The sequence below is a fragment of the Kitasatospora sp. NPDC024654 genome, assembly GCF_055559155.1.
This window is the reverse complement of record NZ_JBVHLF010000003.1, coordinates 38,839-61,778: the sequence shown is the minus strand read 5'-3', so window position 1 is coordinate 61,778 and position 22,940 is coordinate 38,839. Positions and strand designations below refer to the sequence as shown.

The window sequence follows — 22,940 nt, the reverse complement described above, 5'->3', positions numbered from 1 at the left end:
AGGGCTGGATGGTCGGACCGGTACCCGCCGGTAACCGGAAACCCACCAGCAGGTTTCAGGAGGTGGGGGTGAAGTTGTTGAGCACCGCGGTGAACCACTGCTGGGTCAGCGTCCAGTCCGAGGGGTTGTCGGGGCAGGACATCAGGATCGCGTAGGAGGTGCCGTCGGTGTCCATGTACTCCTCCTCGATCATGTGGCGCGGCCCCGGGTTGGTCGGGTTGACGCTGTTGTAGGTGAACTCCCAGCGGGCGCCCTGCATGCCGCGGACCTTGTTCGCGGCCAGGGTGATCCGCTGGTAGGCCTTGAGCTTCTTGCGGACGTCCACCTCCAGCTGGGTCAGGTGGTCCAGCGGGGAGAGCGACTGGCCCACGTTCACCGCGAACTGCAGCACGTGCCGCTGGCTGTCCGGGCTGTAGTAGATCTGGTTGGAGCTGTCCGTGGTGCGCTGCCAGCTGCCGATGGCGGTGGGCAGCTGGAAACCGAAGCCGGCCGGGTCCTGGGTCCACTGGTAGCCGGGCAGCACGGTGCCCGGCGCCAGCGGGGAGGCGCTGGCGTCCTCCGGGACCAGACTCGCGCTCGTCGAGGGTGACGGGGACGGCGTGCCGGGGGTGGCAGCGCCCGTCGAGGTCGTGCGGCCCAGCCGGTCCACCGCCACCAGCGCGCCGGCGCCGCCGACCACCAGCACGACCAGCACGACCAGCGCGATCCGCACCCGTGAGCGGCGGCGGCGCGGGGCGGGCGCCGGCGGGGTCGGGGCGGGCTGTTCGGGCGACCGGAGCTCGGTCGGCCCGGTCGGCTGGTGCTGCTCCTCGGCCACGGACTCGGGCTGGGACTCCGCCTGGGGCTCCGGCTCCTGGCGGTCCACCACCGGAACCGCCTGGGTCGGCGTCCGGTGCACCTGCTGAGCCTGCCGCGGGACCTGCGCCATGCCGATGGTGTGGCCCGCCATGACCTCCTGCAGCATCCGCAGCGCCTCGTCGGCGCCCGGCCGGTCGCCCGGCCCCTTGGCCATCAGCGCGGCCAGCACCGGACCGAGCGCGCCCGCCCGGCGCGGCTCGGGCAACGGCTCGTCGACCACGGCGGCCAGCGTGCTCAGCGGGCTCTCCCGGCGGAACGGGGACTGGCCCTCGACCGCCGCGTACAGCGTGGCGCCGAGCCCCCACAGGTCGGAGGAGGGTCCGGGGCGCTCGCCCTGGGCCCGCTCCGGCGCCAGGTAGTCCGGGGAGCCGACCAGGTCGCCCGGGCGGGTCAGCTCGGAGTCGCCCTCGAACTTGGCGATGCCGAAGTCCAGCAGCACCACGCGGCCGGTGCCGTGCTCCAGCAGCACGTTGGCCGGCTTGACGTCCCGGTGCAGCACGCCGAGCTGGTGGCCGCGGTGCAACGCGGCCAGCACCTGGGCGCCGATCCCGGCGGCCTCGCGGGCGTTCAGCGGGCCGTCCTGCGAGATCACGTCGGCCAGCGAGCGGCCGTCGACCAGCTCCATCACGATCCACGGCCGGCCGTCCTGCTCCAGCACGTCGTGGATGGTGATCACGCCGGGGTGCTTGATCCGCGCCGCGGCGCGGGCCTCCTGCTTCATCCGGGACTGGAGGATCGCGAGGTCCTCCTCCGGCAGGTGGTTGACGGTCAGCTCCTTGACCGCGACCTCGCGATCGAGCATCAGATCGCGGGCGCGCCAGACCGTGCCCATGCCACCCCGGCCGAGCCGGTCACCCAGCTCGTAGCGGCCGGCCAGCATCCGCACTTCCTGGTCCCGTCCGCTCATGGCGACCGCTCCCCCTCTTCGGTGCACCACGCAACTGATCACCGCTCGAACAACGTATCCCTCACAGCCTAGGCGCCCGGCCCGCCAGCCGGAATCGCGCCCCGCTCACGTGACCCTGCTGTGACGTGACCCACCGGCGGCGGGCGGGTCGTCAGCCTGCCAACCAGACGATGGCCGCCAGCGCCAGCAGCGTAGCGGTCAGTACACCCACCACCAGCAGCACCGGTAGGAGCGCCGACGGGCGGTGCCGGGCGTGCCGGGCGTGCTCGCTCGGCACCGCTTCGGCAGCCCCACGGCGCCAGCGCACCAGCCGCCCGGCCGGACGCGGCACCGGCAACGGCTCCTCGGCCGGACGCTCCTCGGGATACGGCTCCGGGGCGCTCGCCAGCAGCTCCGCGAGCACGAGCACCGCCTCCTCGGCGGTCAGCCGGGCGGTCGGATCCGGGTCGAGCAGCCGGTCCACCAGCGGGCGCAGCGGCCCGCAGTCCGCGGTGCCGTCCGGCCCGCCGGCGCGGACGGCCGCGAACAGCGCGGCCGGGGTGTGTTCGGGGAACGGGCTGCGGCCGGTCAGCAGCCGGTACAGCAGCACGCCGAGCGCCCAGCAGTCGGCGGGCGGCCCCGGCTCGGCGACCGGACCGGGCGCCGCCAGCAGCTCCGGCGCCCAGCGCTCGGCCCGCGGCCCGACCAGCTCGGCGCGGACCGGCACCCAGCGCCGACCGTCCGGGCCGCCCAGCGTCCGGGCCAGCGCCTCCTCCGCCGCGCCCGAGGCATGGCCGCCGAGCAGCGCGGCGCCGTCCTCGCAGAGCAGCACGGTCTGCGCGAGCACCTTGCCGTGCACCCGGCCGGCCCGGTGCACGGCCCGCAGCGCCCGCGCCAGGTCCGCCGCCAGCTCGGCCACCCGGTACGGCGGCAGCGCCCCGCCGGCCAGCCGCGCCGGCAGCCCGGCCGCGGCCGGCCGCTCCACCGCGCACCAGAGCACGCCCTCCTCGGCCAGTGCCGCGAAGGCCTGCTGCAGCCGCGGGTGCTCCGGACAGCCGTCGATCGCCTCGGTGGCGGCGGCGAGCACCTCGGCCGGGTCCAGCCAGCGGCCGGGGCCCGGCGACTCACTGCCGTACAGGTCGGGGGCGAGGACTTCGGGCAGCTCCAGCGGCTCCAGCCGCACGGGCGTGCCGTCGCGCAGGTCGACGGCGTCCAGCGGCTCGCCCGCGGCGGACGGCTGCCGGTCGCCCGTCAGCCGGTACCGGCCGCCGACCACCCGGTCGGACTCCGCGCGCATGCCCTCCCCGTCCCCGTCCCGGCTCAGGAGGCCGGCTGGAAGGTGGCGAAGCCGGTGTCCCGGGCCTGGCTCAGGTCCGGGGAGTTCCAGTCGCTGTCGTTGGCCGTCCAGTAGATCGCGTAACCGTACTTGCCGTTGCCGGTGACGAAGCCGCGGTTCAGCGAGTGCTGCCTGGTGCCCGAGCCGAAGGTCCACTCCCAGTCGGCCGCGTTGCTCCACCGCCAGCCGGACACCGCCTGCAGCTGGACCAGCTGGTAGTCGCTGGCGTGGAAGCCCGCCGCCTCCTGCTGCCAGTCGGCGAGGGCGCTGGCGTCGGCGGGCGACTTCCACTCGACCACCAGCGTGACGTCGCGGCCGGTGAACCGGCTGCTGTCGGCGGAGTCGCTGGTGTGGCCCTGGTAGCTCAGCCAGTCGGGGAGCTGGATCGAGTAGCCGGACGGGTCCTGGTGGAGCGTGTAGCCGGACGGGACTGCGGAGCCGGACGGGACTGCGGGCGAAGCGGCGACCGAGGCCGGAACGGCGGCGGCCGGGCCGCTCGCGGGGGCTTCGGACCCCTGCGGGGCGCTCGCGCTCGCCGCCGGGGTGCTCGGGACCGGCGACGGCGACACGGCCCCCGCCCCGGCCGGCGTGCTCTGCGCGGCCAGCGACATCGGGTCGCTCGGCCCCGCGGCGGCCTTCCCCGCGCCCTTCCCGCCGGACGCCATCGCCAGCCCGACCAGCCCGGCTATCAGCAGCAGCACGACCACCACCAGCACCAGCTGGCGGCGCCGCAGCCGGAGCCGCGAGGGCGCGCCGAGCGTCTCGCTGCGGGTCCAGCCGCCGGTGTCGGCCGGCTCACCGCCCGCGGGGGCGGCCGGCGGAGCGTCCTCCTTGGCCGGGCTCGGCGTCGCGGCCTCCGGCGCGGGCAACCGGCTGCCGACCCGGACCGTGCTCAGCCCGGGCACCTTCGGCAGCTGCTTCGGCTTCTTCCCGCCGGCCGGCTCGCTCTCCTTCGCCGGCTCGGCCGGCTCGACCTGCTCCGGCTTCTCCGCCGTGGTCTTCTGGTCCGGCTTGCGCGCCGGCATCGCCGACTGGGTGGTCGACTCGGCCCGGCTGGTCGACTCCGCGATGATCCGCTTGAGCATCGACCGGGTGGTCGAGTTGTCCAGCCGCTGCTCCGGGTCCTTGTCCAGCAACCCCTCGATCACCGGGCGCAGCGGGCCGGCGTTGGCCGGCGCGGGCAGCTCCTCGGTCATCACGGCGGTGAGGGTGGCCAGCGCGGACCCGCGGTCGTACGGCGGTTTGCCCTCGACCATCGCGTAGAGCGTGCCGCCCAGCGACCAGAGGTCGGCCGGCGGGCCGGGCTTCTGCCCGCGGGCCCGCTCCGGCGAGATGTACGAGGGCGCGCCGACCAGCATCCCGGTGGAGGTGACCGAGGAGTCGCCCTCCACGCTGGCGATGCCGAAGTCGGTGAGCACCACCCGGCCGTCCTCGCCGATCAGCACGTTGGACGGCTTGACGTCGCGGTGCAGGATGCCGTGGCTGTGCGCGGCACCGAGCACGCCGAGCAGTTCGAGCGCGATCTCGGCGGCCCGGGACGGCGCGACCGGGCCGTCCTCCTTGATCACCTCGGCCAGTGAGCGGCCGTCGACCAGCTCCATCACGATCCACGGCCGGTCGTCCTCCTCGACCACGTCGAAGACGGTGACCGCGGCGGCGTGCCGGATCCGGGCGGTGGCCTTGGCCTCGCGCAGGGTGCGAACGATCAGACGGTGCTTCTCGTCCTCGTCGACCCCGCCGTGCATCCGGAGTTCCTTCACCGCCACGATCCGGCCGAGCATCTCGTCCTCGGCCCGCCAGACGGTCCCCATCCCGCCGCTGCCGAGGATCGAGTCGAGCCGGTAGCGGCCGGCCAGGACGCGTCCGGAAGTGCCCTGCGGCTGGGTCATTCGGGCGTTCCCCCATGTGCTGCTGCCGATCGGGTGACGGACCGTCGGTCCTCAGCGGGACGTAGAGGACGGCCAAGCCTCCATCATCCCCTGTGTCGAGGGCGGATGTTCACTCGACCCCTGGATTTTCCCGCATCCCGATCGGATTCCGCCACTCCCCGGAACGGGTGTGGCCCCCACCGGACGGCGGGGGCCACACCCGGGCAAGCGTTCTGACGGCGGATCAGCGGTGGCTGACCGTCACCTCGACCCGCTGGAACTCCTTCAGCTCGGAGTAGCCGGTGGTGGCCATCGCCCGGCGCAGCGCGCCGAACAGGTTCATCGTGCCGTCCGGGGTGTGCGAGGGACCGGTCAGGATCTCCTCGGTGGTGCCGACCGTGCCCAGGTCGACCCGCTTCCCGCGCGGCAGCTCCTCGTGCACCGCCTCCATGCCCCAGTGGAAGCCCTTGCCGGGGGCATCGGTGGCCCGGGCCAGCGCGGCACCGATCATCACCGCGTCCGCGCCGCAGGCCACCGCCTTGGCGATGTCGCCGCTGTAGCCCACGCCGCCGTCGGCGATCACGTGCACGTAGCGGCCGCCGGACTCGTCCATGTAGTCCCGGCGGGCCGCCGCGACGTCGGCCACCGCGGTGGCCATCGGCACCTGGATGCCCAGCACGTTGCGGGTGGTGTGGGCGGCGCCGCCACCGAAACCGACCAGCACACCGGCCGCGCCGGTGCGCATCAGGTGCAGGGCCGCGGTGTAGGTGGCGCAACCGCCGACGATCACCGGGACGTCCAGCTCGTAGATGAACTGCTTCAGATTGAGCGGCTCGGCCGCGCCGGAGACGTGCTCGGCGGAGACCGTGGTGCCGCGGATCACGAAGACGTCCACACCGGCGTCCACGACCGCCTTGGAGAACTCGGCGGTGCGCTGCGGGGAGAGCGCGGCGGCCGTGACGACGCCCGACTCGCGCACCTCCCTGATCCGCTGGCCGATCAGCTCGGCCTGGATCGGCGCGGCGTAGATCTCCTGCAGCCGGCGGGTCGCCTGGGCCGCGTCACTGATCGCGGCGATCTCGTCCAGCAGCGGCTGCGGGTCCTCGTAGCGGGTCCACAGCCCCTCCAGGTTGAGCACCCCGAGGCCGCCGAGCCGGCCGATCGCGATGGCCTGTGCGGGCGAGACCACGCTGTCCATCGGGGCCGCCAGGAAGGGCAGCTCGAACCGGTAGGCGTCGATCTGCCAGGCGATCGAGACCTCCTTCGGGTCCCGGGTCCGGCGGCTGGGGACGACGGCGATGTCGTCGAAGGAGTACGCCCGGCGGCCGCGCTTGCCTCGCCCGATCTCGATCTCAGTCACTTCGAGCCTCTCTGCTTGCTGCTCACAATCGCCCCCCAGTATCCCGGACGCCCGCCGCCCACGCGCACGAAGGCCCGCCACCACCGGTGGCGGGCCTTCCAAAGATCTTCGTCAGCGCGCGGTGTAGTTCGGCGCCTCGACCGTCATCTGGATGTCGTGCGGGTGGCTCTCCTTGAGGCCCGCGGAGGTGATCCGGCAGAACCGGCCCTTGCTCTCCATCTCGGCGACGGTGGCCGCACCCACGTAGCCCATGGTCTGCCGCAGGCCGCCGACCAGCTGGTGCAGCACCGCGGAGAGCGGGCCGCGGTAGGGCACCTGGCCCTCGATGCCCTCGGGCACCAGCTTGTCGTCCGAGGCCACCTCGGCCTGGAAGTAGCGGTCCTTGGAGTACGACCGGCCCTGTCCGCGGGACTGCATGGCGCCCAGCGAGCCCATGCCGCGGTACGACTTGAACTGCTTGCCGTTGATGAACAGCAGCTCGCCCGGGGACTCCTCGCAGCCGGCCAGCAGGCTGCCCAGCATCACGGTGTCGGCGCCGGCTGCCAGCGCCTTGCCGATGTCGCCGGAGTACTGCAGGCCACCGTCGCCGATCACCGGCACGCCGGCCGCGCGGCAGGCCAGCGCCGCCTCGTAGATCGCGGTCACCTGCGGCACGCCGATGCCGGCGACCACCCGGGTGGTGCAGATCGAGCCAGGGCCGACGCCGACCTTGACGCCGTCCACGCCGGCGTCGATCAGCGCCTGGGCGCCGTCCCGGGTCGCCACGTTGCCGCCGACCACGTCGACCGCGACGGCCGACTTGATCTTGGCGATCCAGTCCAGCGCGTTGTGGCTGTGGCCGTGCGAGGTGTCCACCACCAGGAAGTCGACGCCCGCCTCGACCAGCGCCTGGGCCCGGTCGAACGCCTCCGAGCTGGCACCGACGGCCGCGCCGACCAGCAGCCGGCCCTCGGCGTCCTTGGCCGCGTTCGGGTACTTCTCGGCCTTGACGAAGTCCTTGACGGTGATCAGGCCCTTGATCCGGCCCTCGTCGTCGACCAGCGGCAGCTTCTCGATCTTGTGGCGGCGGAGCAGCGCCATGGCATCCTCGCCGGAGATCCCGACCTTGCCGGTGATCAGCGGCATCGGGGTCATGATCTCGCGGACCTGGCGGCCGCGGTCCGACTCGAAAGCCATGTCACGGTTGGTGACGATGCCCAGCAGCTTGCCGTCCGGGTCGGCGATCGGCACGCCGCTGATCCGGAACTTGGCGCAGAGCGCGTCCGCCTCGCCCAGGGTGGTCTCCGGGCCGACCGTGATCGGGTCGGTGACCATGCCGGACTCGGAGCGCTTGACCAGGTCGACCTGGTTGACCTGGTCCTCGACGGACAGGTTGCGGTGCAGCACGCCGACGCCGCCCTGGCGGGCCATCGCGATGGCCATCCGGGCCTCGGTGACCTTGTCCATCGCGGCGGAGAGCAGCGGGATGTTCACCCGGACGTTCCGGGACACCCGGGAGCCGGTGTCGACCTGGTTGGGCAGCACCGACGAGGCCCCGGGCAGCAGCAGGACGTCGTCGTACGTGAGCCCGAGCATCGCGAACTTCTCGGGTACGCCTGCGGCGTTGTAAGACATGGTGGGGGATACCTTCCCGTGGCCGGCCTGGTCGGTCTGAGCGCGCCCTGTGGAGGGTCGGGGGCGCATGTCACGCGCGACGGAGCGGTCGGCTGCCGTGGTACGGCCGCCTCGCACCCGCGCGCTCACCGGCACAGGTCAGGCCGCCAAGAACCACCGCACTTGGAGGAACATCCAAGAGAAAGCCGCTCACACGTGCAGATCTTTGGCAACCCGTCCAGGCGCCGATACCCCATGGTACTGGCATCGCGAATGTCCACTCGCGCCCCCTTGACAACAGCTCGATCACGTGTGTGCTTCCGGCACACAGCGTGGCCGGCCGGTCCCTCAGCCGCCCCTCGGGCGGACCCCCTCAGGCGGACTCCTCCGCCAGCGCCCGCAGCCGGCTGAGCGCCCGGTGCTGGGCCACCCGGACCGCCCCCGGCGACATCCCGAGCACCTCGCCGGTCTCCTCCGCCGAGAGCCCGGCCGCCACCCGGAGCAGCACCAGCTCGCGCTGCCGGGCCGGCAGGTTGGAGAGCAGCTCCCGGGCCCAGGCCGCGTCACTGCTGAGCAGCGCGTGCTCCTCCGGGCCGAGCGCCTCGTCCGGCAGCTCCGGCAGGTCGTCCGGCGGGATCACGGTCGAGCCGGGCCCGCGCATCGCGGCCCGCTGCAGATCGGCGATCTTGTGCGCGGCGATGCTGTAGACGAAGGCCTCGAACGGGCGCCCCTCGTCGCGGTAGCGCGGCAGCGCGCAGAGCACCGCGACGCAGACCTCCTGCGCCACGTCGTCCACGTGGTGCCGGGCACCGCCGGGCAGCCGGACCAGCCGGCCGCGGCAGTACCGCAGCACCAGCGGGTGGACGTAGGCGAGCAGCGCGTCGGTGGCCGGGCCCTCGCCCCGGACGGCCGCCGCCACCAGCTCGGCGACCAGCGGCGAGGTGCCGACCCGGTCCGCGCTCCGGCGGCCGCGCCGACCGGCGGACGAAGGATCGGACGACTCGTCGCCGGAGGCACCGTCCGTCACGGCACCACCCGGATCTGCCTGGCCGGGGTCGGCGGCCTCGTCGTCACGCATCGGTCCATGGTGCCTGGTCGTTCCTTCGAGCGTCGCACCGCACCCGGAGTTGTGCATCGGAACGTTATCCGCCGCGGGCACCGCCCCACCCCCCTTCACGCCACTGTCGACCCCGTCGTTCTCGGTCGTGCCGACCACGGCTGCGAGATCCGCCGCAGTGCCTGTCCGCTGCTCCCCGAGATGCTCCACCCCTCCATGGTGCAGCCTCCGGGGCCCGGCGGCCTATATCCGGGCGCGCCCCGCCCTCCGTTGCGAGGAGGGCGGAGCGCGCCACCGGGCCGGCGGACGGGCTCAGCGGACCAGGCCCCAGCGGAAGCCGAGCGCGACCGCGTGGGCGCGGTCCGAGGCGCCGAGCTTCTTGAAGAGCCGCCGGGCGTGGGTCTTCACGGTGTCCTCGGAGAGGAAGAGCTCGCGGCCGATCTCCGCGTTGCTGCGCCCGTGGCTCATGCCCTCCAGCACCTGGATCTCACGCGCGGTCAGGGTGGGCGCGGCGCCCATGTCCGGGCTGCGCAGCCGACGTGGCGCCAGGCGCCAGGTCGGGTCGGCCAGCGCCTGGGTCACGGTGGCCCGCAGCTCGGCCCGCGAGGCGTCCTTGTGCAGGTAGCCGCGGGCGCCGGCGGCCACCGCGAGGGCCACCCCGTCGAGGTCCTCCGCGACGGTGAGCATGATGATGCGGGCTCCGGGGTCGGCCGACAGTAGCCGGCGGACCGTCTCGACCCCGCCGAGCCCGGGCATCCGGACGTCCATCAGGACGAGATCCGAGCGATCGGCCACCCAGCGGCGGAGGACCTCCTCACCGTTTGTCGCTGTGGTCACCCGGTCCACACCGGGGACGGTCGCGACCGCCCGGCGCAGCGCCTCCCGGGCGAGCGGTGAATCGTCGCAAACGAGAACGGATGTCATGACCGTCCTCCGCAGCTGATCCGCGTCACGTTGAGCCTCCTGGCTGGTACGAATCTCTCCGACACGGCCTCTTCGGCGCCGACCCCGTTCGGACCGCCGGTCACCCGACGATCACCCTGGGCGTCCGGCACCCGCCAACCGCCTCCACGCTTCCAACGACCGTCACTCGAATGAGTTACGGGCCTCAGGGCCATATCCACCACTGTACGTGGCCGTCCCATTACCGATCAGCCGCATCGCGGGGCAGACACCGCTCTTTTGTGCTCATGGCGCGCGCCGGTCACCGGCCGCGCACGCCGGAGCACGGCCACGGACAGCCTCGAACCCGGGCGCGCCGACACTCCGGGCCACCCGATTGCCACGCCACCGCCCGCCGATTCTCATGCCCCGATCGTCCGTTTTAATAGCTTTTGTACGATCATTGACTGATGTGCAACTCTGTGGGTGACTTGTCCCGTGGGTCGCCGTAAGTCATATTTCCAGGTGTCCATCCCGACACCTCGAAGCCTCGCCGAACGGACGCCTTCACCGAAGGGAATGAGCCATGGCAGATTTCTCCCGACTCCCCGGCCCCAACGCGGATCTGTGGGACTGGCAGCTCTCCGCCGCCTGTCGCGGCGTGGACAGCTCGCTCTTCTTCCACCCCGAGGGGGAACGCGGCGCCGCCCGCAGCTCACGCGAGCAGAGCGCCAAGGAGGTCTGCATGCGCTGTCCGGTCCGTACCGAGTGCGCCGCCCACGCGCTGGCGGTCCGCGAGCCGTACGGCGTCTGGGGAGGACTGACCGAGGACGAGCGCGAGGAACTGCAGGGCCGCTCGCGCAACCGGCTGGTCGAAGTGCCGTTGAGCGTCCGTCAGTAGCAGAAACGTTTCTTCAGTGCGCCTCCGTGGTGCGGCGCATCAAGCACGCCCGGGCCGCCACCCGGCGAACCGGCTCAACGACCGGCCGCCACCGAGGCGAGCCGGTCGAGCATGAGCGCCACGGCCGGCACCTCGGCCAGATCCGGCAGGGTGAGCGCGACCACCTGTCGCACCGCGGGCCCGCCGGGCACGGCGTGCACCGGCACCGCCGCCACCCCGTCGTACCGCACCGCCGTCAGCGCCAGCCCCGGCAGCACCGCCACCCCCAGGCCGGCCGCCACCAGGCCCACCACCGCCGGGTAGTCGTCGGTCGCGAAGTCGATCCGGGGCTCGAACCCGGCTCCGGCGCAGAGCTCCACCAGGTGCCCGCGGCACTGCGGACAGCCCGCGATCCACTGCTCCCCGGCCAGCTCGGCCAGCTTCACCGGCTGCCCCTCGGTACGCTCCGCGAGCCGGTGCCCGACCGGCAGCAGCCCCACCAACGGATCGTCAAGCAGCGGGCGCACCACCAGGTCGGACCAGTCGCCCGCGGCCGCCGTCTCGGCCGCCGCCAGCACCGCCTCGGCCCGGGCCGCCCGGGTGCCGCCGTGAGCGGGCACGGCCGGCGGAGCCGCGCCGTCCGAGTAGCGGAAGGCCAGCGCGACCTCGCACTCGCCGCCGCGCAGCATCGCCAGCGACTCCGGCGGCTCGGCCTCCACCAGCGACACGCGCACCCCCGGATGGGCGCCCCGCAGCTGGGCGACAGCGGGCGGCACCAGGGTGGAACTCGCGGTCGGGAACGAGACCAGCCGCACCCGCCCGGCCCGCAGCCCGGCGATCGCGGCGACCTCCTCCTCGGCCGCGCTCAGCCCGGCCAGGATCCCGGTGGCGTGCTTGAGCAGCACCTCGCCGGCCTCGCTCAGCTGCATCCCGCGGCCCGCGCGGACCACCAGCGGCAGCTCGACCGCCTTCTCCAGCGCCTTCATCTGCTGGCTGACGGCCGGCTGGGTGCAGCCCAGCTCGCGCGCGGCGGCGGAGAAGGAGCCGGTCCGGGCGACGGCGCGCAGGACCCGGAGATGGCGAGCCTCGATCATGCGTCCGTTATAGGCCCTAGCCCGGCCGGGGCAAAACGCCGCCGGATCCCGAGGCCGGGAAACGGCCGAGGCCCGGCCACCCCCGCGGTGCGGGAGCGGCCGGGCCTCGGTGCGGTACCGGTACCGGCTCGCGTCAGTGCGAGTGGCCGTGGCCGCCGTGCGAGTGGCCGGCCTCGGCCTCCTCCTCCTTCTTCTCCACCACCAGGGTCTCGGTGGTGAGCAGCAGGGAGGCGATCGAGGCGGCGTTCTCCAGCGCGGAGCGGGTGACCTTGACCGGGTCGATGACGCCGGCCTTCACCAGGTCGCCGTACTCACCGGTGGCGGCGTTGTAGCCCTGGCCGGCCTCCAGCTCGGCGACCTTGGAGGTGATGACGTAGCCCTCCAGGCCGGCGTTCTGGGCGATCCAGCGCAGCGGCTCGGCCAGCGCCTTGCGGACGACCGCGACACCGGTCGCCTCGTCGCCGTCCAGGCCCAGGCCGCCGTCCAGCACCTTGGCGGCGTGCACCAGGGAGGCGCCACCACCGGCGACGATGCCCTCCTCGACCGCGGCGCGGGTCGCCGAGATGGCGTCCTCCAGGCGGTGCTTGCGCTCCTTGAGCTCGACCTCGGTGGCCGCGCCGACCTTGATCACGCAGACCCCGCCGGCCAGCTTGGCCAGGCGCTCCTGCAGCTTCTCGCGGTCCCAGTCCGAGTCGGTGTTGGCGATCTCGGCCTTGATCTGGGCCACCCGGCCGGCGACCTCGTCGGCCGCGCCGGCGCCGTCGACGACCGTGGTCTCGTCCTTGGTGATGGTGACCCGGCGGGCGGTGCCGAGCACGTCCAGGCCGGCCTGGTCGAGCTTGAGGCCGACCTCCTCGGAGATGACGGTGGCACCGGTCAGGGTGGCCAGGTCGCCGAGGATGGCCTTGCGGCGGTCACCGAAGCCCGGGGCCTTGACGGCCACCGCGTTGAAGGTGCCACGGATCTTGTTCACCACGAGGGTGGAGAGCGCCTCGCCGTCCACGTCCTCGGCGATGATCAGCAGCGGCTTGGAGGCACCGCCCTGCAGGATCTTCTCCAGCAGCGGGAGCAGCTCCTGGATCGAGGAGATCTTGCCCTGGTTGATCAGGATGTACGGGTCCTCCAGGACCGCCTCCTGGCGCTCCTGGTCGGTGACGAAGTACGGCGACAGGTAGCCCTTGTCGAACTGCATGCCCTCGGTGAAGTCCAGCTCCACACCGAAGGTGTTGGACTCCTCGACGGTGATCACGCCGTCCTTGCCGACCTTGTCGATCGCCTCCGCGATCAGCTCGCCGACCTGCGGGTCCTGGGCGGAGAGGGAAGCGACGGCGGCGACGTCGTCCTTGCCCTCGATCTCGCGGGCGACCGAGAGCAGGTGCTCGGTGACGGCGGCGACGGCCTTGTCGATGCCCTTCTTCAGGGCGGCCGGGCCGGCGCCGGCGGCGACGTTCCGCAGACCCTCGTTGACCAGGGCCTGGGCCAGCACGGTGGCGGTGGTGGTGCCGTCACCCGCGACGTCGTTGGTCTTGGTGGCGACCTCCTTGACGAGCTGCGCGCCGAGGTTCTCGTACGGGTCGTCGAGCTCGACCTCACGGGCGATGGTGACACCGTCGTTGGTGATGGTCGGGGCGCCGAACTTCTTGTCGATGACGACGTTGCGGCCCTTGGGACCGATGGTCACCTTGACGGTGTCGGCCAGCTTGTTGACACCGCGCTCCAGCGAGCGGCGGGCGTCCTCGTCGAACTGCAGGATCTTCGCCATGATTCCGTTTCCTCGGGATATCTGCGTCACGTGGACCAACAACCGCGCCCCGGGCCCCTGTCACGGGTCCCGGGGCGGGGCGAGGTGGCGGACCGTCAGCCCGCCGGGGCTTGCTTACTTCTCGATGATGGCGAGAACGTCGCGAGCCGAGAGGACGAGGTACTCGTCGCCCTGGTACTTCACCTCGGTGCCGCCGTACTTCGAGTACAGGACGACGTCGCCGACGGCGACGTCGAGCGGCAGACGCTGGCCGTCCTCGAAGCGGCCCGGGCCGACGGCCAGGACGACGCCCTCCTGGGGCTTCTCCTTGGCGGTGTCCGGGATAACCAGGCCGGAGGCCGTGGTGGTCTCGGCGTCGAGCGGCTGGACCACGATGCGGTCCTCAAGCGGCTTGATGGCAACCTTGCTGCTGGTGGTCACGTCCGAGCTCCCCTTCGGAGATTACGGGGTTGTCTAACAGGTAGGTGGGCGACGTCTGCGGTCTGCCGTCGCGGGGGTCAGACCGGTTCAGTCGCGTTAGCACTCCCCCTGGGGGGAGTGCCAGGAACGACCATAGGCGGCGGTTAGCACTCAGTCAACCAGAGTGCCAACGGCGCGCCCGACGTCTTTCGCCGGGCCGCTCGGCGCGGGACCGGAACCGGGACAATGACCGGGTGGAGACCGAGAACTTCGAGCGCCTGCTCACCGACCAGGGCCAGCTGCTGCTGGCCGAACTGCGCGACTACGCGCCCGGGCAGGAGCTGGCGTTGGCCACCCGGCTGCGCCGTGACCACCCGGCGGAGCTGGTCACCGCGGCGCTCGGGCAGGCCGCGCTGCGGCAGCGGGCGGCGGCCAAGTTCGGCGTGGACGCCGAACGGATGTACTTCACCCCCAACGGTGTCGAGCAGTCCACCCGGCGCAGCGTCGCCGAGTGGCGGGCCGGCCGGTTCGCGGCGCTCGGGGTGCGCCGGCTGGCCGACCTGTGCGCCGGCATCGGGGGCGACGCGATCGCCCTGGCCCGGGCCGGGATCTCCGTGGTCGCCGTCGACCGGGACCCGCTGACCTGCGCGGTGGCCGCCGCGAACGCCGCCGCGCTGGGCCTCGCCGAGCTGATCGAGGTGCGCTGCGCCGACGTCACCGAGACCGACCTGACCGGCTTCGACGCGGTCTTCACCGACCCGGCCCGGCGCACCTCGCACGGCCGGGTGTTCGACCCCGAGGCGTACGCGCCGCCGCTCAGCTGGGCGGTCGGCGCCGGGCGGGCGGCCCGGTTCGGCGCGCTCAAGGTGGCGCCGGGCATCCCGCACGAGGCGGTGCCCGAGGACGCCGAGGCGGAGTGGGTCTCCGACCACGGCGACGTCAAGGAGGCGGTGCTCTGGTTCGGCACCGACGTCGGCGCCGACCGGCCGCACCGGGCCACCCTGCTGCCCGGCGGGCACACCCTGACCGGCGGCCGGCTGCCCGACCCGCCGGTGCTGCCCGGCGGCGGGCGCTGGCCGGCGGCCGGGCAGGTCCGCCAGTACCTCTACGAGCCGGACGGCGCGGTGATCCGCGCCCACCTGGTGGCCGAGGTGGCCGAGCTGGTGGGCGGCACCCTGATCGACCCGCGGATCGCCTACCTGACCTCCGACCGGCTGGTGCCCACCCCCTATGCCCACGCGTTCGAGCTGACCGACGTGTTGCCGTTCCAGGTCAAGCGGCTCAAGGCACTGCTGCGCGAGCGCGGCGTCGGGACGGTCGTGATCAAGAAGCGCGGGGTCGGGATCACCCCGGAGGAGCTGCGCCGGCAGCTGCGGCCGAGCGGGCCGAACGAGCTGACCGTGATCCTCAGCCGGACCGACCACGGGCCGCTGATGATGCTGGGTCAGCCGGCGCGCGGCTGAGTTCAGCCGGCGGGAGCCTGTATGTAGTCCTCCAGGCGGGCCACGGCGAAGCCCTGCTCCTGGATCCGGCTGAGCAGCTCGCCGAACATCTGGGTCATCGTCTCGCCCTTGAGGTCCTGCGGACCGCGGAAGTGCGCCAGGATGATGTCGCCGGGCTTCAGCCTGTGGTCCCCCGTCTGGTACTGCATGTCGTGTATCTGCATGGTCTCCTGCCAGAGCACGACGGCGCGCGGGCCGCACTGCTGCACGGCGGTGTTGAGGTTGGCGCTGTGCGCGCCGTCGCCGTACGGCGGGCGGAACAGGAACGGCGCGCTGCCGTACTGCTGGGTGAGCACCTGCTGGTCGCCGCAGACCTCGGCCTTCTGCTGGGCGAGCGACTTGGTGCTCATCGCCGGGTGGTGCAGCGTGTGGTTCTGGACGTGGTTGCCGAGCGCCTGGAGCGGCTTGAAGTAGCCGTAGTCGTTCCTGATGGCGTCGTCCATCAGGAACATGGTGACCGGGACCTTCAGGTCGTTCATCATCTCGACGAACTTCGGGTCCTTCTCCGCGCCGTCGTCCAGGGTCACGAAGACCACCTTGTCGGTGGTGGGGATCGAGCTGATCACCGGAACCGGACCGGCGGCGGTCAGCTTGACCGGCTTGTCCACCGGGGCGGCCGGGGCCGGCGGCAGCGGCTGGAGGTTCCACTTCGCCCAGGCCGCGGCAGCGGCCACGGTGGGCGTGCCCGAGGCCGGGGCGGCCGGACCGGACGGCGCGGCGGACGGGGCCGGGGTCGGCGCGGCGCCGGTGCTCGTCCTGCCCCCACCACTGCCGCCACAGCCGCTCACTGCCGCGAGGACCGCCAGCGCCCCCACCGCAGAAACCTTTCGCCGGCTCCCGCCCCGCCTCGCCACCACGTGCTCCCCAAGCCCCTGTTTCGAACAGATTCTGGGGAGGAACGCTACCGCGCTTATACGATTTTCTCACTTGTGAAGGACCAGCGATGCGGTGGCCGGGCCAGCAGCCCGGCCGGCGGCTCCGGCACCGCGCCCGGCTCCACGCCCTCGGGCCACCAGCCGATCAGCAGCACCCGCTCGCCCGGAGCGCTGAACAGCTCGGCCCGCTCGGCGCCGGCCAGCGCCGCCAGCGCCGTCGCCTCGGCCCAGGCCAGCAGCTCGGCGCCGCGGCCGTCCGCCGCCCTGGCCTCCCACATCGCCGCCAGGGTCATGCCCCGCCGCCCAACTCGCGGTAGGCCTGGCCGTGCACGTCCCCGTGCGGATCGGAGACCGCGGGTACCGACACCTCGGTGACCGGGAGCGAGGAGTCGGCCGAGAGCTCGATCGCGGAGGGCGAGCGGTCCCGGCGGACCATCTCGGCGCCCAGCGCGGCCACCATCGCGCCGTTGTCCGTGCACAGGCCCGGGCGCGGCACCCGCAGCCGGATGCCGGCCTTCTCGCAGCGCTGTTCGGCCATCGCCCGCAGTCGGGAGTTGGCCGCGACCCCACCGCCGATCATCAGGTGGTCGACGTCGTTGTCCCGGCAGGCCCTGATCGCCTTGCGGGTCAGCACGTCGGTGACCGCCTCCTGGAACGAGGCCGCCACGTCCGCCACCGGCACCGGCTCACCGGCCCGGCGCCTCGCCTCCACCCAGCGCGCCACCGCGGTCTTCAGACCGGAGAAGGAGAAGTCGTACTCCGGGTCGCGCGGCCCGGTCAGCCCGCGCGGGAAGGCGATCGCCTTCGGGTCGCCCTCGCGGGCCATCCGGTCCACCACCGGGCCACCGGGGAAGCCCAGCCCGAGCACCCGGGCCACCTTGTCGAAGGCCTCGCCGGCCGCGTCGTCGATGGTCGCGCCGAGCGGGCGGACGTCGCTGGTGATGTCGGTGGTCATCAGCAGCGAGGAGTGGCCTCCGGAGACCAGCAGCGCCATCGTCGGCTCGGGCAGCCGGCCGTGCTCCAGCTGGTCCACGCAGATGTGCGAGGCGAGGTGGTTGACCCCGTACAACGGCTTGTCCAGCGCCCAGGCGTACGCCTTGGCCGCCGAGACGCCGACCAGCAGCGCGCCGGCCAGGCCGGGGCCGGCCGTGACGGCGATGCCGTCCAGGTCGCTGCCCTTGATCCCCGCGGTGTCCAGGGCCCGCTGGATGGTCGGGACCATCGCCTCCAGGTGCGCCCGGCTCGCGATCTCCGGGACGACCCCGCCGAAGCGCGCGTGGTCGTTGACGCTGGACGCCACCGCGTCGGCCAGCAGCGTGGTGCCGCGCACGATGCCGACGCCGGTCTCGTCGCAGGAGGTCTCGATGCCCAGGACGAGCGGTTCGTCAGCCATGCGGGGTTTCCTTCGTGTCGGGCTGCTCAAGGTCGTCCGGCTTCAGGTCGTGCCGGTTCGGGTCGGGGTGGTCGAGGCGCATCACCAGGGCGTCCACGTTCGCCGGCTGGTAGTAGCCGCGCCGGATGCCGATCGGTTCGAAGCCGAACCGCTCGTAGAGCCGCTGGGCCCGGATGTTGTCGATCCGGACCTCCAGCAACAGCTCCGCGCAGCCGCGCCGGGCCGACTCGGCTACCAGGTCGGCCAGCAGCAGCGCGCCGAGGCCACGGCCCTGGTGGGTCTCGTCGACGGCGATGGTCTGCACGTCGCTCTCGACGCCGATCGCCATCAGGCCGGCGTAGCCGACGATCCGGCCGGCCGGATCGGTGGCGACCGTGTAGTACCGGCTGCCGCCCGGATGGGCCTCGGCGAGTTCGGACCAGAACATGCCCGGGGACCAGGCGTCCTCCGGGAAGAGCCGCCGCTCCAGGGCCATCAGCGGCTCGATGTCCCACCAGCGCATCGGGCGCAGCGCGGTGGGCGGGCTCACCGCGGTCACGCCGGGAGCACCGCCTTGTAGCCGGCCGGCACCTGGGCGTCGGGCCGGCGCAGGTAGAGCGGGCGGGGCGGCAGCAGCTCGCGGCCGGCGGCCAGCTCGGTGACCGCGAAGTCGGCCAACGCGCCGGCCGAGACGTGCTCCGGGCCGCGCGCCTCCGGGAAGGTCCCGGGGTAGAGCAGCGCGCCGGCCCCGACCGCACCCGGCCGGACGGCCAGCTCGCCCGGGCGGTCCACCGCCGGACCCTCGACGCGGCGCCCCTCGGCGTCGTACGAGGCCCAGTAGACCTCCTTGCGCCGGGCGTCGGTGGCGACCGTGAACGGGCCGGTCACACCCTCGGCCCGGGCCTGGTGGGCGATCGCGTCCAGCGTGCAGACGCCGTGCACCGGCAGGCCGAGCGCGTGGCCGAGCGCGGCGGCGGAGACCAGGCCGACCCGCAGCCCGGTGTACGGGCCCGGGCCGACGCCGACCGCCAGCGCGGTCAGCCGGCGCTTGTCCACCCCGGCCTCGGCGAGCACCCGGCCGATCGCGGGCAGCAGCAGTTCGCCGTGGCGCCGGGCATCGATCTGGAAGGTCTGCGCCAGGACGGCCGTGCCGTCGTGGACGGCGGCGGTGACGGCGGGGGTAGCGGTGTCGAACGCGAGCAGCAGCACGGGTCCAGGTTAGAGGGTCGGCCGGGTCGACCTTTTGTCCCGGTACGGAACACACGTTCCCGACGGCGGGGAACGGGCCGGGGAACCTGGCACGATGAGCCCGACGGCCCTACGGATGGCGGGAGCACTCATGGCAAGGACGGGTCCTGGAGTCGTGGTCACCGGGCTGACCCTGGGCGCGCTCGGCGTGGTCGGCCTGCTCGCCGCGCAGGCGGACGGCGCGCAGAACCGGGCCGTCACCGACCAGGCGCAGAGCCGGGTGAGCAACCTCGCACCGGACTCGGCCACCCCCTCCCCCGGCGCCGCCGCCTCCCCGGCCGCCGTCCCCGCGCTGCCGGCCGGCTCGGGCACCGGGCGCCGGGTGGTCTACTCGGTGAGTTCGAAGGCCGTGTGGCTGGTCGACCCGAAGAAGAACCCACAGGTCCAGGCCGCCTTCACGGTCCAGCGCGGCTCGGTGGACCCGGCCCCGGGGACCTACGCGGTGTTCAGCCGGTCGGCGGAGACCACCGGCGGCGACGGCCGGCAGGTCGAACACGTGGTCCGGTTCACCCAGCTGGGCGGCGTGGTGATCGGCTTCAGCGCGGCCGTGGACGGCTCGACCCCGGCCGCCGACCCGACGGCCAGGACCGGCGGCATCCGGGAGACCCGGCAGGACGCTCAGTCGCTCTGGGACTTCGCCCCGACCGGCACCCGGGTCACCGTCGTCCCCTGAGCCTTCGCCTCGGCCTTCCCCTGCTGGGCCGGGGCCGGCTTCGGCGGGGTGCAGACCGCGGCGGCCGCCGCGTTGGCGGCCAGCAGTTCGCGCATGCCGACACCGGCAGTCGGCTCGGGACCGCGCTTGACGGTCTCTTCGGAGCTGGCGGTGCTCGACATGGCGCCTCCCTAGTTAGGCACACCTAACTGCAAAGACCATCCCATCACGCGCACCGCTCCGGCCGCAACATCTTGCCGACACGCTGTCGGGAAACCGCACCCAGGGGTGAACCGCACCTCAGTCGCGGTCCAGCGCGGCCAGGTCCACCCCGTCCCAGCGGCTGCCCAGCCCGGTCAGGGTGACCCGGCGGGGGTCGCCGGCATCCTCGGCCGAGTCGCTCGCGTCGTCCCCGACGGCCCGCTCGATCCGCACCTCCAGCCGCTCCTCGGCGAGCTGCTCGACCTTGCCCTCACCCCACTCGACCACCACCACCGACTCCGGCAGCGAGACGTCCAGGTCGAGGTCCTCCATCTCGTCCAGCCCGCCGCCGAGCCGGTAGGCGTCCACGTGCACCAGGGCCGGGCCACCGACCAGCGAGGGGTGCACCCGGGCGATCACGAAGGTCGGCGAGGTGACCGGGCCGCGCACGCCCAGTCCCTCCCCCAGGCCACGGGTCAGCGTGGTCTTGCCGGCGCCGAGCTCGCCGGAGAGCAGCACCAGGTCGCCGGGGCGCAACAGCCCCGCCAGCCGGCCGCCCAACCGGTTCATCCGCTCGGCGGTGGGGACGGTGAGAGTCGTGTACGCGCCCATGGTTCCTCTGTCCGGGATCGGTCGGTCCGAGCCCAACGGTGCCACATCGGGGGCGTGGAACGTCGACCCGTCCGGGCGAGGACGGGACGGGCGACGGTCAGTCGCCGTTCGGCAGGTCGCGGACGGCCGGTGGAACCGGGAGGGCCGCCCGCTCGGCGGCCCGCCGGAGCAGCGCGGCCAGCTCGCCGTTCACCCGTTCGGGCGCTTCCAGCATCACCAGGTGGCCGGTGTCGGGCAGCACCACCAGCCCGGCTCCCGGCAGCTCGCGGGCGATCGCCTCGCTGTAGACGGGCGGGGTGAGCAGGTCCTTCGTCCCGGCCAGCACCAGCGCCGGCAGGCCGGCCAGCGCCCGCAGCGCGGCGGTCTTCTCGTGCCCGGCGAAGACCGGGTAGAACTCCGCGACCACGTCGATCGGCGTGCTGTCCAGCAGCTGCTCGGCGAACCGGACCACCGCCGGATCGACGGCCTCGGAGCCGAACGAGAACCGGCGGTAGAGCACCCCGGCGAAGTCCGAGCCGACCCGCCGGGCCGCCTCCACCAGGCCGGTCTGGCTGCCCAGCAGCTTCACCACTCCCGGCCCGACCCGCCGCCAGAGCCGCGCCCCGGCCGGCGGCAGTCCGAAGGTCGCCGCGTCCCAGCCACCCGCCAGGGTGCCGAGCAGCGCGACCCCCAACACCCGGCCGCCCGGGTCGGCCCGGAACAGCTCGGGGTGTTGGGCGGCCAGCGCCATCACGGTCATGCCGCCCATCGAGTGGCCCACCAGCACCAGCGGCCCGGTCGGCGCCACCGCGTCCAGCACCGCCTTGAGGTCGGCGCCCAGCTGGTCGATGCTGGCCGGCTCGCCCGCGAGGTGGGAGCGGGAGCGCTCGGAGCGGCCGTGGCTGCGCTGGTCCCAGAAGACCAGCCGAAGGCCGGCCGCCCGGAACGCGGCGCGCTGGAAGTGCCAGGAGTCCTGGTTGAGGCAGTAGCCGTGGCAGAAGACCACGGTCAGCGGCGCGGCCGTGGCCGACTCCGAACCGTCCTGCCCCGGCTCGTCGACCTCGACGTACAGGCCGGTGCCGTCGGGCGCCGGAACGGTCCGGGCCCGGCCGCGCAGCGAACCGAACGGCGCCTCCGCGTCCAGCGCGGCGCGGGCCGCGCGGCGGGTGGCCCGACCGACCGTCAGCCGTTCGATGGCCACCCCGGCGGCGGCACCCGCGGCCAGGACACCGAGCGAGATGCCGATCAGCCCGGCCCGGCTCACCCCGCTGGTGGCCTGCTCGGCCGCCCGGGCGAGCGCCCGGACCGGGTTGCCGCCGACCGCGTCGGCCGGCTCGGTCATCCGGTGGCCCCGCCGACGTAGCGGCGCGGGACCCGCGGGCCGATCCGGGTGACGATCTCGTACGCGATCGTGCCGGCCGCCCGGGCCCAGTCCTCCGCGGTCGGCTCGCCCTGCTCGCCGGTGCCGAAGAGCAGCACCTCCTCGCCGATCCCGGGGGTGTCGCCGCCGAGGTCCACCACGAACTGGTCCATCGCGATCCGGCCGGCGGCCGTCCGCCACTTGCCACCGACCAGCACCGGACCGGCGTCGCTGGCGTGCCGGGGCAGGCCGTCCGCGTAGCCGACCGGGACCAGCCCGAGGGTGGTCGGGCCCGGGGTGGTGTAGTGGTGGCCGTAGCTGACGCCGTGTCCGCCGGGGACGGTCTTGACCAGCGCGAGCCGGGCACTGAGCGACATCACCGGGCGCAGCCCGAAGTCGGCCGGCGCGCCCACCTCGGGGACCGGCGACACCCCGTACATGGCCAGACCGGTGCGGACCAGGTCGTAGTGCGTCTCGGGGAGCAGCAGGGTGGCCGGCGAGTTGGCGATGTGCCGCACCTCGGGCCGGGCCCCGGCCCGCTCCGCGTACTCCAGCGCGGCCGCGAAGGCGTCCTGCTGCTGCCGGATGGACGGGTGGCCGGGCTCGTCGGCGGCGGCGAAGTGCGACCAGACGCCGACCACCTCGACCATCCCGGCGGCCTGCGCGCGCAGCGCGGCGTCCACCAACTCGGGCCAGTCGTGCGGCTGGCAGCCGTTGCGGCCCAGCCCGGTGTCCGCCTTGAGGTGGATCCGGCCGGGTACCCCGGTGGCCCGCACCGCGGCCAGCAGCTCGTCCAGTGCCCACCGGCCGCTGACCGAGACGTCCACGCCGGCCCGCAGCGCCTCGGCGAACGGGCCGCCCGGCGTCCACAGCCAGCAGAGTACGCGCGCCTGGTCCGGGCCGATGCCGGCCGCGCGCAGCGCCAGCGCCTCCTCGGGAGTGGCGGTGCCGAGCCAGCGGACGCCCGCGGCCACCGCCTCCAGCGCACAGCGGATCCCGCCGTGGCCGTAGCCGTCGGCCTTCACCACGGCCATCACGGCAGCGCCGGAGACCCGCTCGCGGAGCGCGGCCAGGTTGCCGCGGAGCGCGGCCAGGTCAATGGTCGCCTCGGCGCGTCGGCCCTCGGTGAGCAGGACGGTGGCAGTGTTCGCAGTCGTCATCCCG

At 73.6% G+C, this 22,940-nt stretch carries 22 protein-coding genes; 3 read left to right on the top strand and 19 right to left on the bottom strand.

The window, feature by feature from the left end; all coding sequences use genetic code 11:
* Positions 1-55: 55 nt before the first annotated feature.
* From ACZ38L_RS02730 to ACZ38L_RS02700, 7 genes are all read right to left on the bottom strand, one after another.
* Positions 56-1,765, bottom strand: a complete 1,710-nt coding sequence (locus ACZ38L_RS02730; protein ID WP_465688533.1) for a serine/threonine-protein kinase — start codon at positions 1,763-1,765, stop codon at positions 56-58.
* A gap of 151 nt (positions 1,766-1,916) precedes the next feature.
* Entirely contained in the window at positions 1,917-3,041 is a 1,125-nt protein-coding gene (locus ACZ38L_RS02725) for a protein kinase domain-containing protein (protein ID WP_465688531.1), read from the bottom strand.
* A 23-nt stretch (positions 3,042-3,064) separates the two neighbouring features.
* Complete coding sequence (locus ACZ38L_RS02720) at positions 3,065-4,969, bottom strand: serine/threonine-protein kinase (protein WP_465688529.1); 1,905 nt, start codon at positions 4,967-4,969, stop codon at positions 3,065-3,067.
* 223 nt (positions 4,970-5,192) lie between these two features.
* The gene (locus tag ACZ38L_RS02715; protein WP_396555393.1) at positions 5,193-6,308 is read right to left on the bottom strand and encodes a GuaB3 family IMP dehydrogenase-related protein; all 1,116 of its coding nucleotides are present in this window, start codon (positions 6,306-6,308) and stop codon (positions 5,193-5,195) included.
* 111 nt (positions 6,309-6,419) lie between these two features.
* On the bottom strand, positions 6,420-7,922 hold the full coding sequence (gene guaB / locus ACZ38L_RS02710) for an IMP dehydrogenase (protein WP_465688527.1): 1,503 nt from the start codon (positions 7,920-7,922) through the stop codon (positions 6,420-6,422).
* Positions 7,923-8,274: 352 nt separating this feature from the next.
* Positions 8,275-8,979 carry an RNA polymerase sigma factor ShbA gene (shbA, locus tag ACZ38L_RS02705; protein WP_465688525.1) on the bottom strand — a complete coding sequence of 235 codons (705 nt, stop codon included), beginning with the start codon at positions 8,977-8,979 and terminating at the stop codon, positions 8,275-8,277.
* A gap of 291 nt (positions 8,980-9,270) precedes the next feature.
* Positions 9,271-9,882: a response regulator transcription factor gene (locus tag ACZ38L_RS02700; RefSeq protein ID WP_014136228.1), complete on the bottom strand. Its 612-nt coding sequence runs from the start codon at positions 9,880-9,882 to the stop codon at positions 9,271-9,273.
* 544 nt (positions 9,883-10,426) lie between these two features.
* Between ACZ38L_RS02700 and ACZ38L_RS02695 the strand changes: the two genes are divergently transcribed.
* Positions 10,427-10,741: a WhiB family transcriptional regulator gene (locus ACZ38L_RS02695; protein WP_465688523.1), complete on the top strand. Its 315-nt coding sequence runs from the start codon at positions 10,427-10,429 to the stop codon at positions 10,739-10,741.
* 74 nt (positions 10,742-10,815) lie between these two features.
* Here the strand turns inward: ACZ38L_RS02695 and ACZ38L_RS02690 are convergent, their stop codons facing one another.
* The 3 genes from ACZ38L_RS02690 to groES form a co-directional block, all read right to left on the bottom strand.
* A complete protein-coding gene (locus tag ACZ38L_RS02690; RefSeq protein WP_465688521.1) occupies positions 10,816-11,814 on the bottom strand; it encodes a LysR family transcriptional regulator in 999 nt (332 codons plus the stop codon).
* Between the two features lie 133 nt (positions 11,815-11,947).
* The gene (groL, locus tag ACZ38L_RS02685; RefSeq protein ID WP_465688519.1) at positions 11,948-13,576 is read right to left on the bottom strand and encodes a chaperonin GroEL; all 1,629 of its coding nucleotides are present in this window, start codon (positions 13,574-13,576) and stop codon (positions 11,948-11,950) included.
* Between the two features lie 114 nt (positions 13,577-13,690).
* Positions 13,691-13,996: a co-chaperone GroES gene (gene groES, locus ACZ38L_RS02680; RefSeq protein ID WP_396555403.1), complete on the bottom strand. Its 306-nt coding sequence runs from the start codon at positions 13,994-13,996 to the stop codon at positions 13,691-13,693.
* Positions 13,997-14,229: 233 nt separating this feature from the next.
* Here groES and ACZ38L_RS02675 point away from each other — a divergent pair, with 233 nt between their 5' ends.
* Positions 14,230-15,438, top strand: coding sequence for a class I SAM-dependent methyltransferase (locus ACZ38L_RS02675; RefSeq protein ID WP_465688517.1), 1,209 nt, complete (start codon positions 14,230-14,232; stop codon positions 15,436-15,438).
* A 2-nt stretch (positions 15,439-15,440) separates the two neighbouring features.
* Here ACZ38L_RS02675 and ACZ38L_RS02670 read toward each other — a convergent pair whose 3' ends face one another.
* From ACZ38L_RS02670 to tsaB, 5 genes are all read right to left on the bottom strand, one after another.
* Positions 15,441-16,292 carry a polysaccharide deacetylase family protein gene (locus ACZ38L_RS02670; RefSeq protein WP_465688515.1) on the bottom strand — a complete coding sequence of 284 codons (852 nt, stop codon included), beginning with the start codon at positions 16,290-16,292 and terminating at the stop codon, positions 15,441-15,443.
* A gap of 95 nt (positions 16,293-16,387) precedes the next feature.
* A complete protein-coding gene (locus ACZ38L_RS02665) occupies positions 16,388-16,630 on the bottom strand; it encodes a hypothetical protein (RefSeq protein ID WP_465688513.1) in 243 nt (80 codons plus the stop codon).
* A gap of 11 nt (positions 16,631-16,641) precedes the next feature.
* Positions 16,642-17,745 carry a tRNA (adenosine(37)-N6)-threonylcarbamoyltransferase complex transferase subunit TsaD gene (tsaD, locus tag ACZ38L_RS02660; RefSeq protein ID WP_465688511.1) on the bottom strand — a complete coding sequence of 368 codons (1,104 nt, stop codon included), beginning with the start codon at positions 17,743-17,745 and terminating at the stop codon, positions 16,642-16,644.
* Positions 17,738-18,247 (bottom strand): ribosomal protein S18-alanine N-acetyltransferase, encoded by a 510-nt coding sequence (rimI, locus tag ACZ38L_RS02655; RefSeq protein ID WP_465688769.1) that lies wholly within the window; start codon positions 18,245-18,247, stop codon positions 17,738-17,740. Before rimI ends, tsaD begins: the two co-directional genes overlap by 8 nt.
* A 32-nt stretch (positions 18,248-18,279) precedes the next feature.
* Positions 18,280-18,933, bottom strand: a complete 654-nt coding sequence (gene tsaB, locus ACZ38L_RS02650) for a tRNA (adenosine(37)-N6)-threonylcarbamoyltransferase complex dimerization subunit type 1 TsaB (RefSeq protein WP_465688509.1) — start codon at positions 18,931-18,933, stop codon at positions 18,280-18,282.
* Between the two features lie 130 nt (positions 18,934-19,063).
* Here tsaB and ACZ38L_RS02645 point away from each other — a divergent pair, with 130 nt between their 5' ends.
* Positions 19,064-19,645 carry a hypothetical protein gene (locus ACZ38L_RS02645; protein ID WP_465688507.1) on the top strand — a complete coding sequence of 194 codons (582 nt, stop codon included), beginning with the start codon at positions 19,064-19,066 and terminating at the stop codon, positions 19,643-19,645.
* Here the strand turns inward: ACZ38L_RS02645 and ACZ38L_RS02640 are convergent.
* The 4 genes from ACZ38L_RS02640 to alr form a co-directional block, all read right to left on the bottom strand.
* Positions 19,591-19,806, bottom strand: a complete 216-nt coding sequence (locus ACZ38L_RS02640) for a hypothetical protein (RefSeq protein WP_465688505.1) — start codon at positions 19,804-19,806, stop codon at positions 19,591-19,593. The two genes, ACZ38L_RS02645 and ACZ38L_RS02640, sit on opposite strands and share 55 nt — an antisense overlap.
* 118 nt (positions 19,807-19,924) lie before the next feature.
* Positions 19,925-20,437: a tRNA (adenosine(37)-N6)-threonylcarbamoyltransferase complex ATPase subunit type 1 TsaE gene (gene tsaE / locus ACZ38L_RS02635; RefSeq protein WP_465688503.1), complete on the bottom strand. Its 513-nt coding sequence runs from the start codon at positions 20,435-20,437 to the stop codon at positions 19,925-19,927.
* A gap of 97 nt (positions 20,438-20,534) precedes the next feature.
* A complete protein-coding gene (locus ACZ38L_RS02630; RefSeq protein WP_465688501.1) occupies positions 20,535-21,758 on the bottom strand; it encodes an alpha/beta fold hydrolase in 1,224 nt (407 codons plus the stop codon).
* Entirely contained in the window at positions 21,755-22,936 is a 1,182-nt protein-coding gene (gene alr, locus ACZ38L_RS02625) for an alanine racemase (protein ID WP_465688499.1), read from the bottom strand. Before alr ends, ACZ38L_RS02630 begins: the two co-directional genes overlap by 4 nt.
* Positions 22,937-22,940 lie beyond the last annotated feature (4 nt).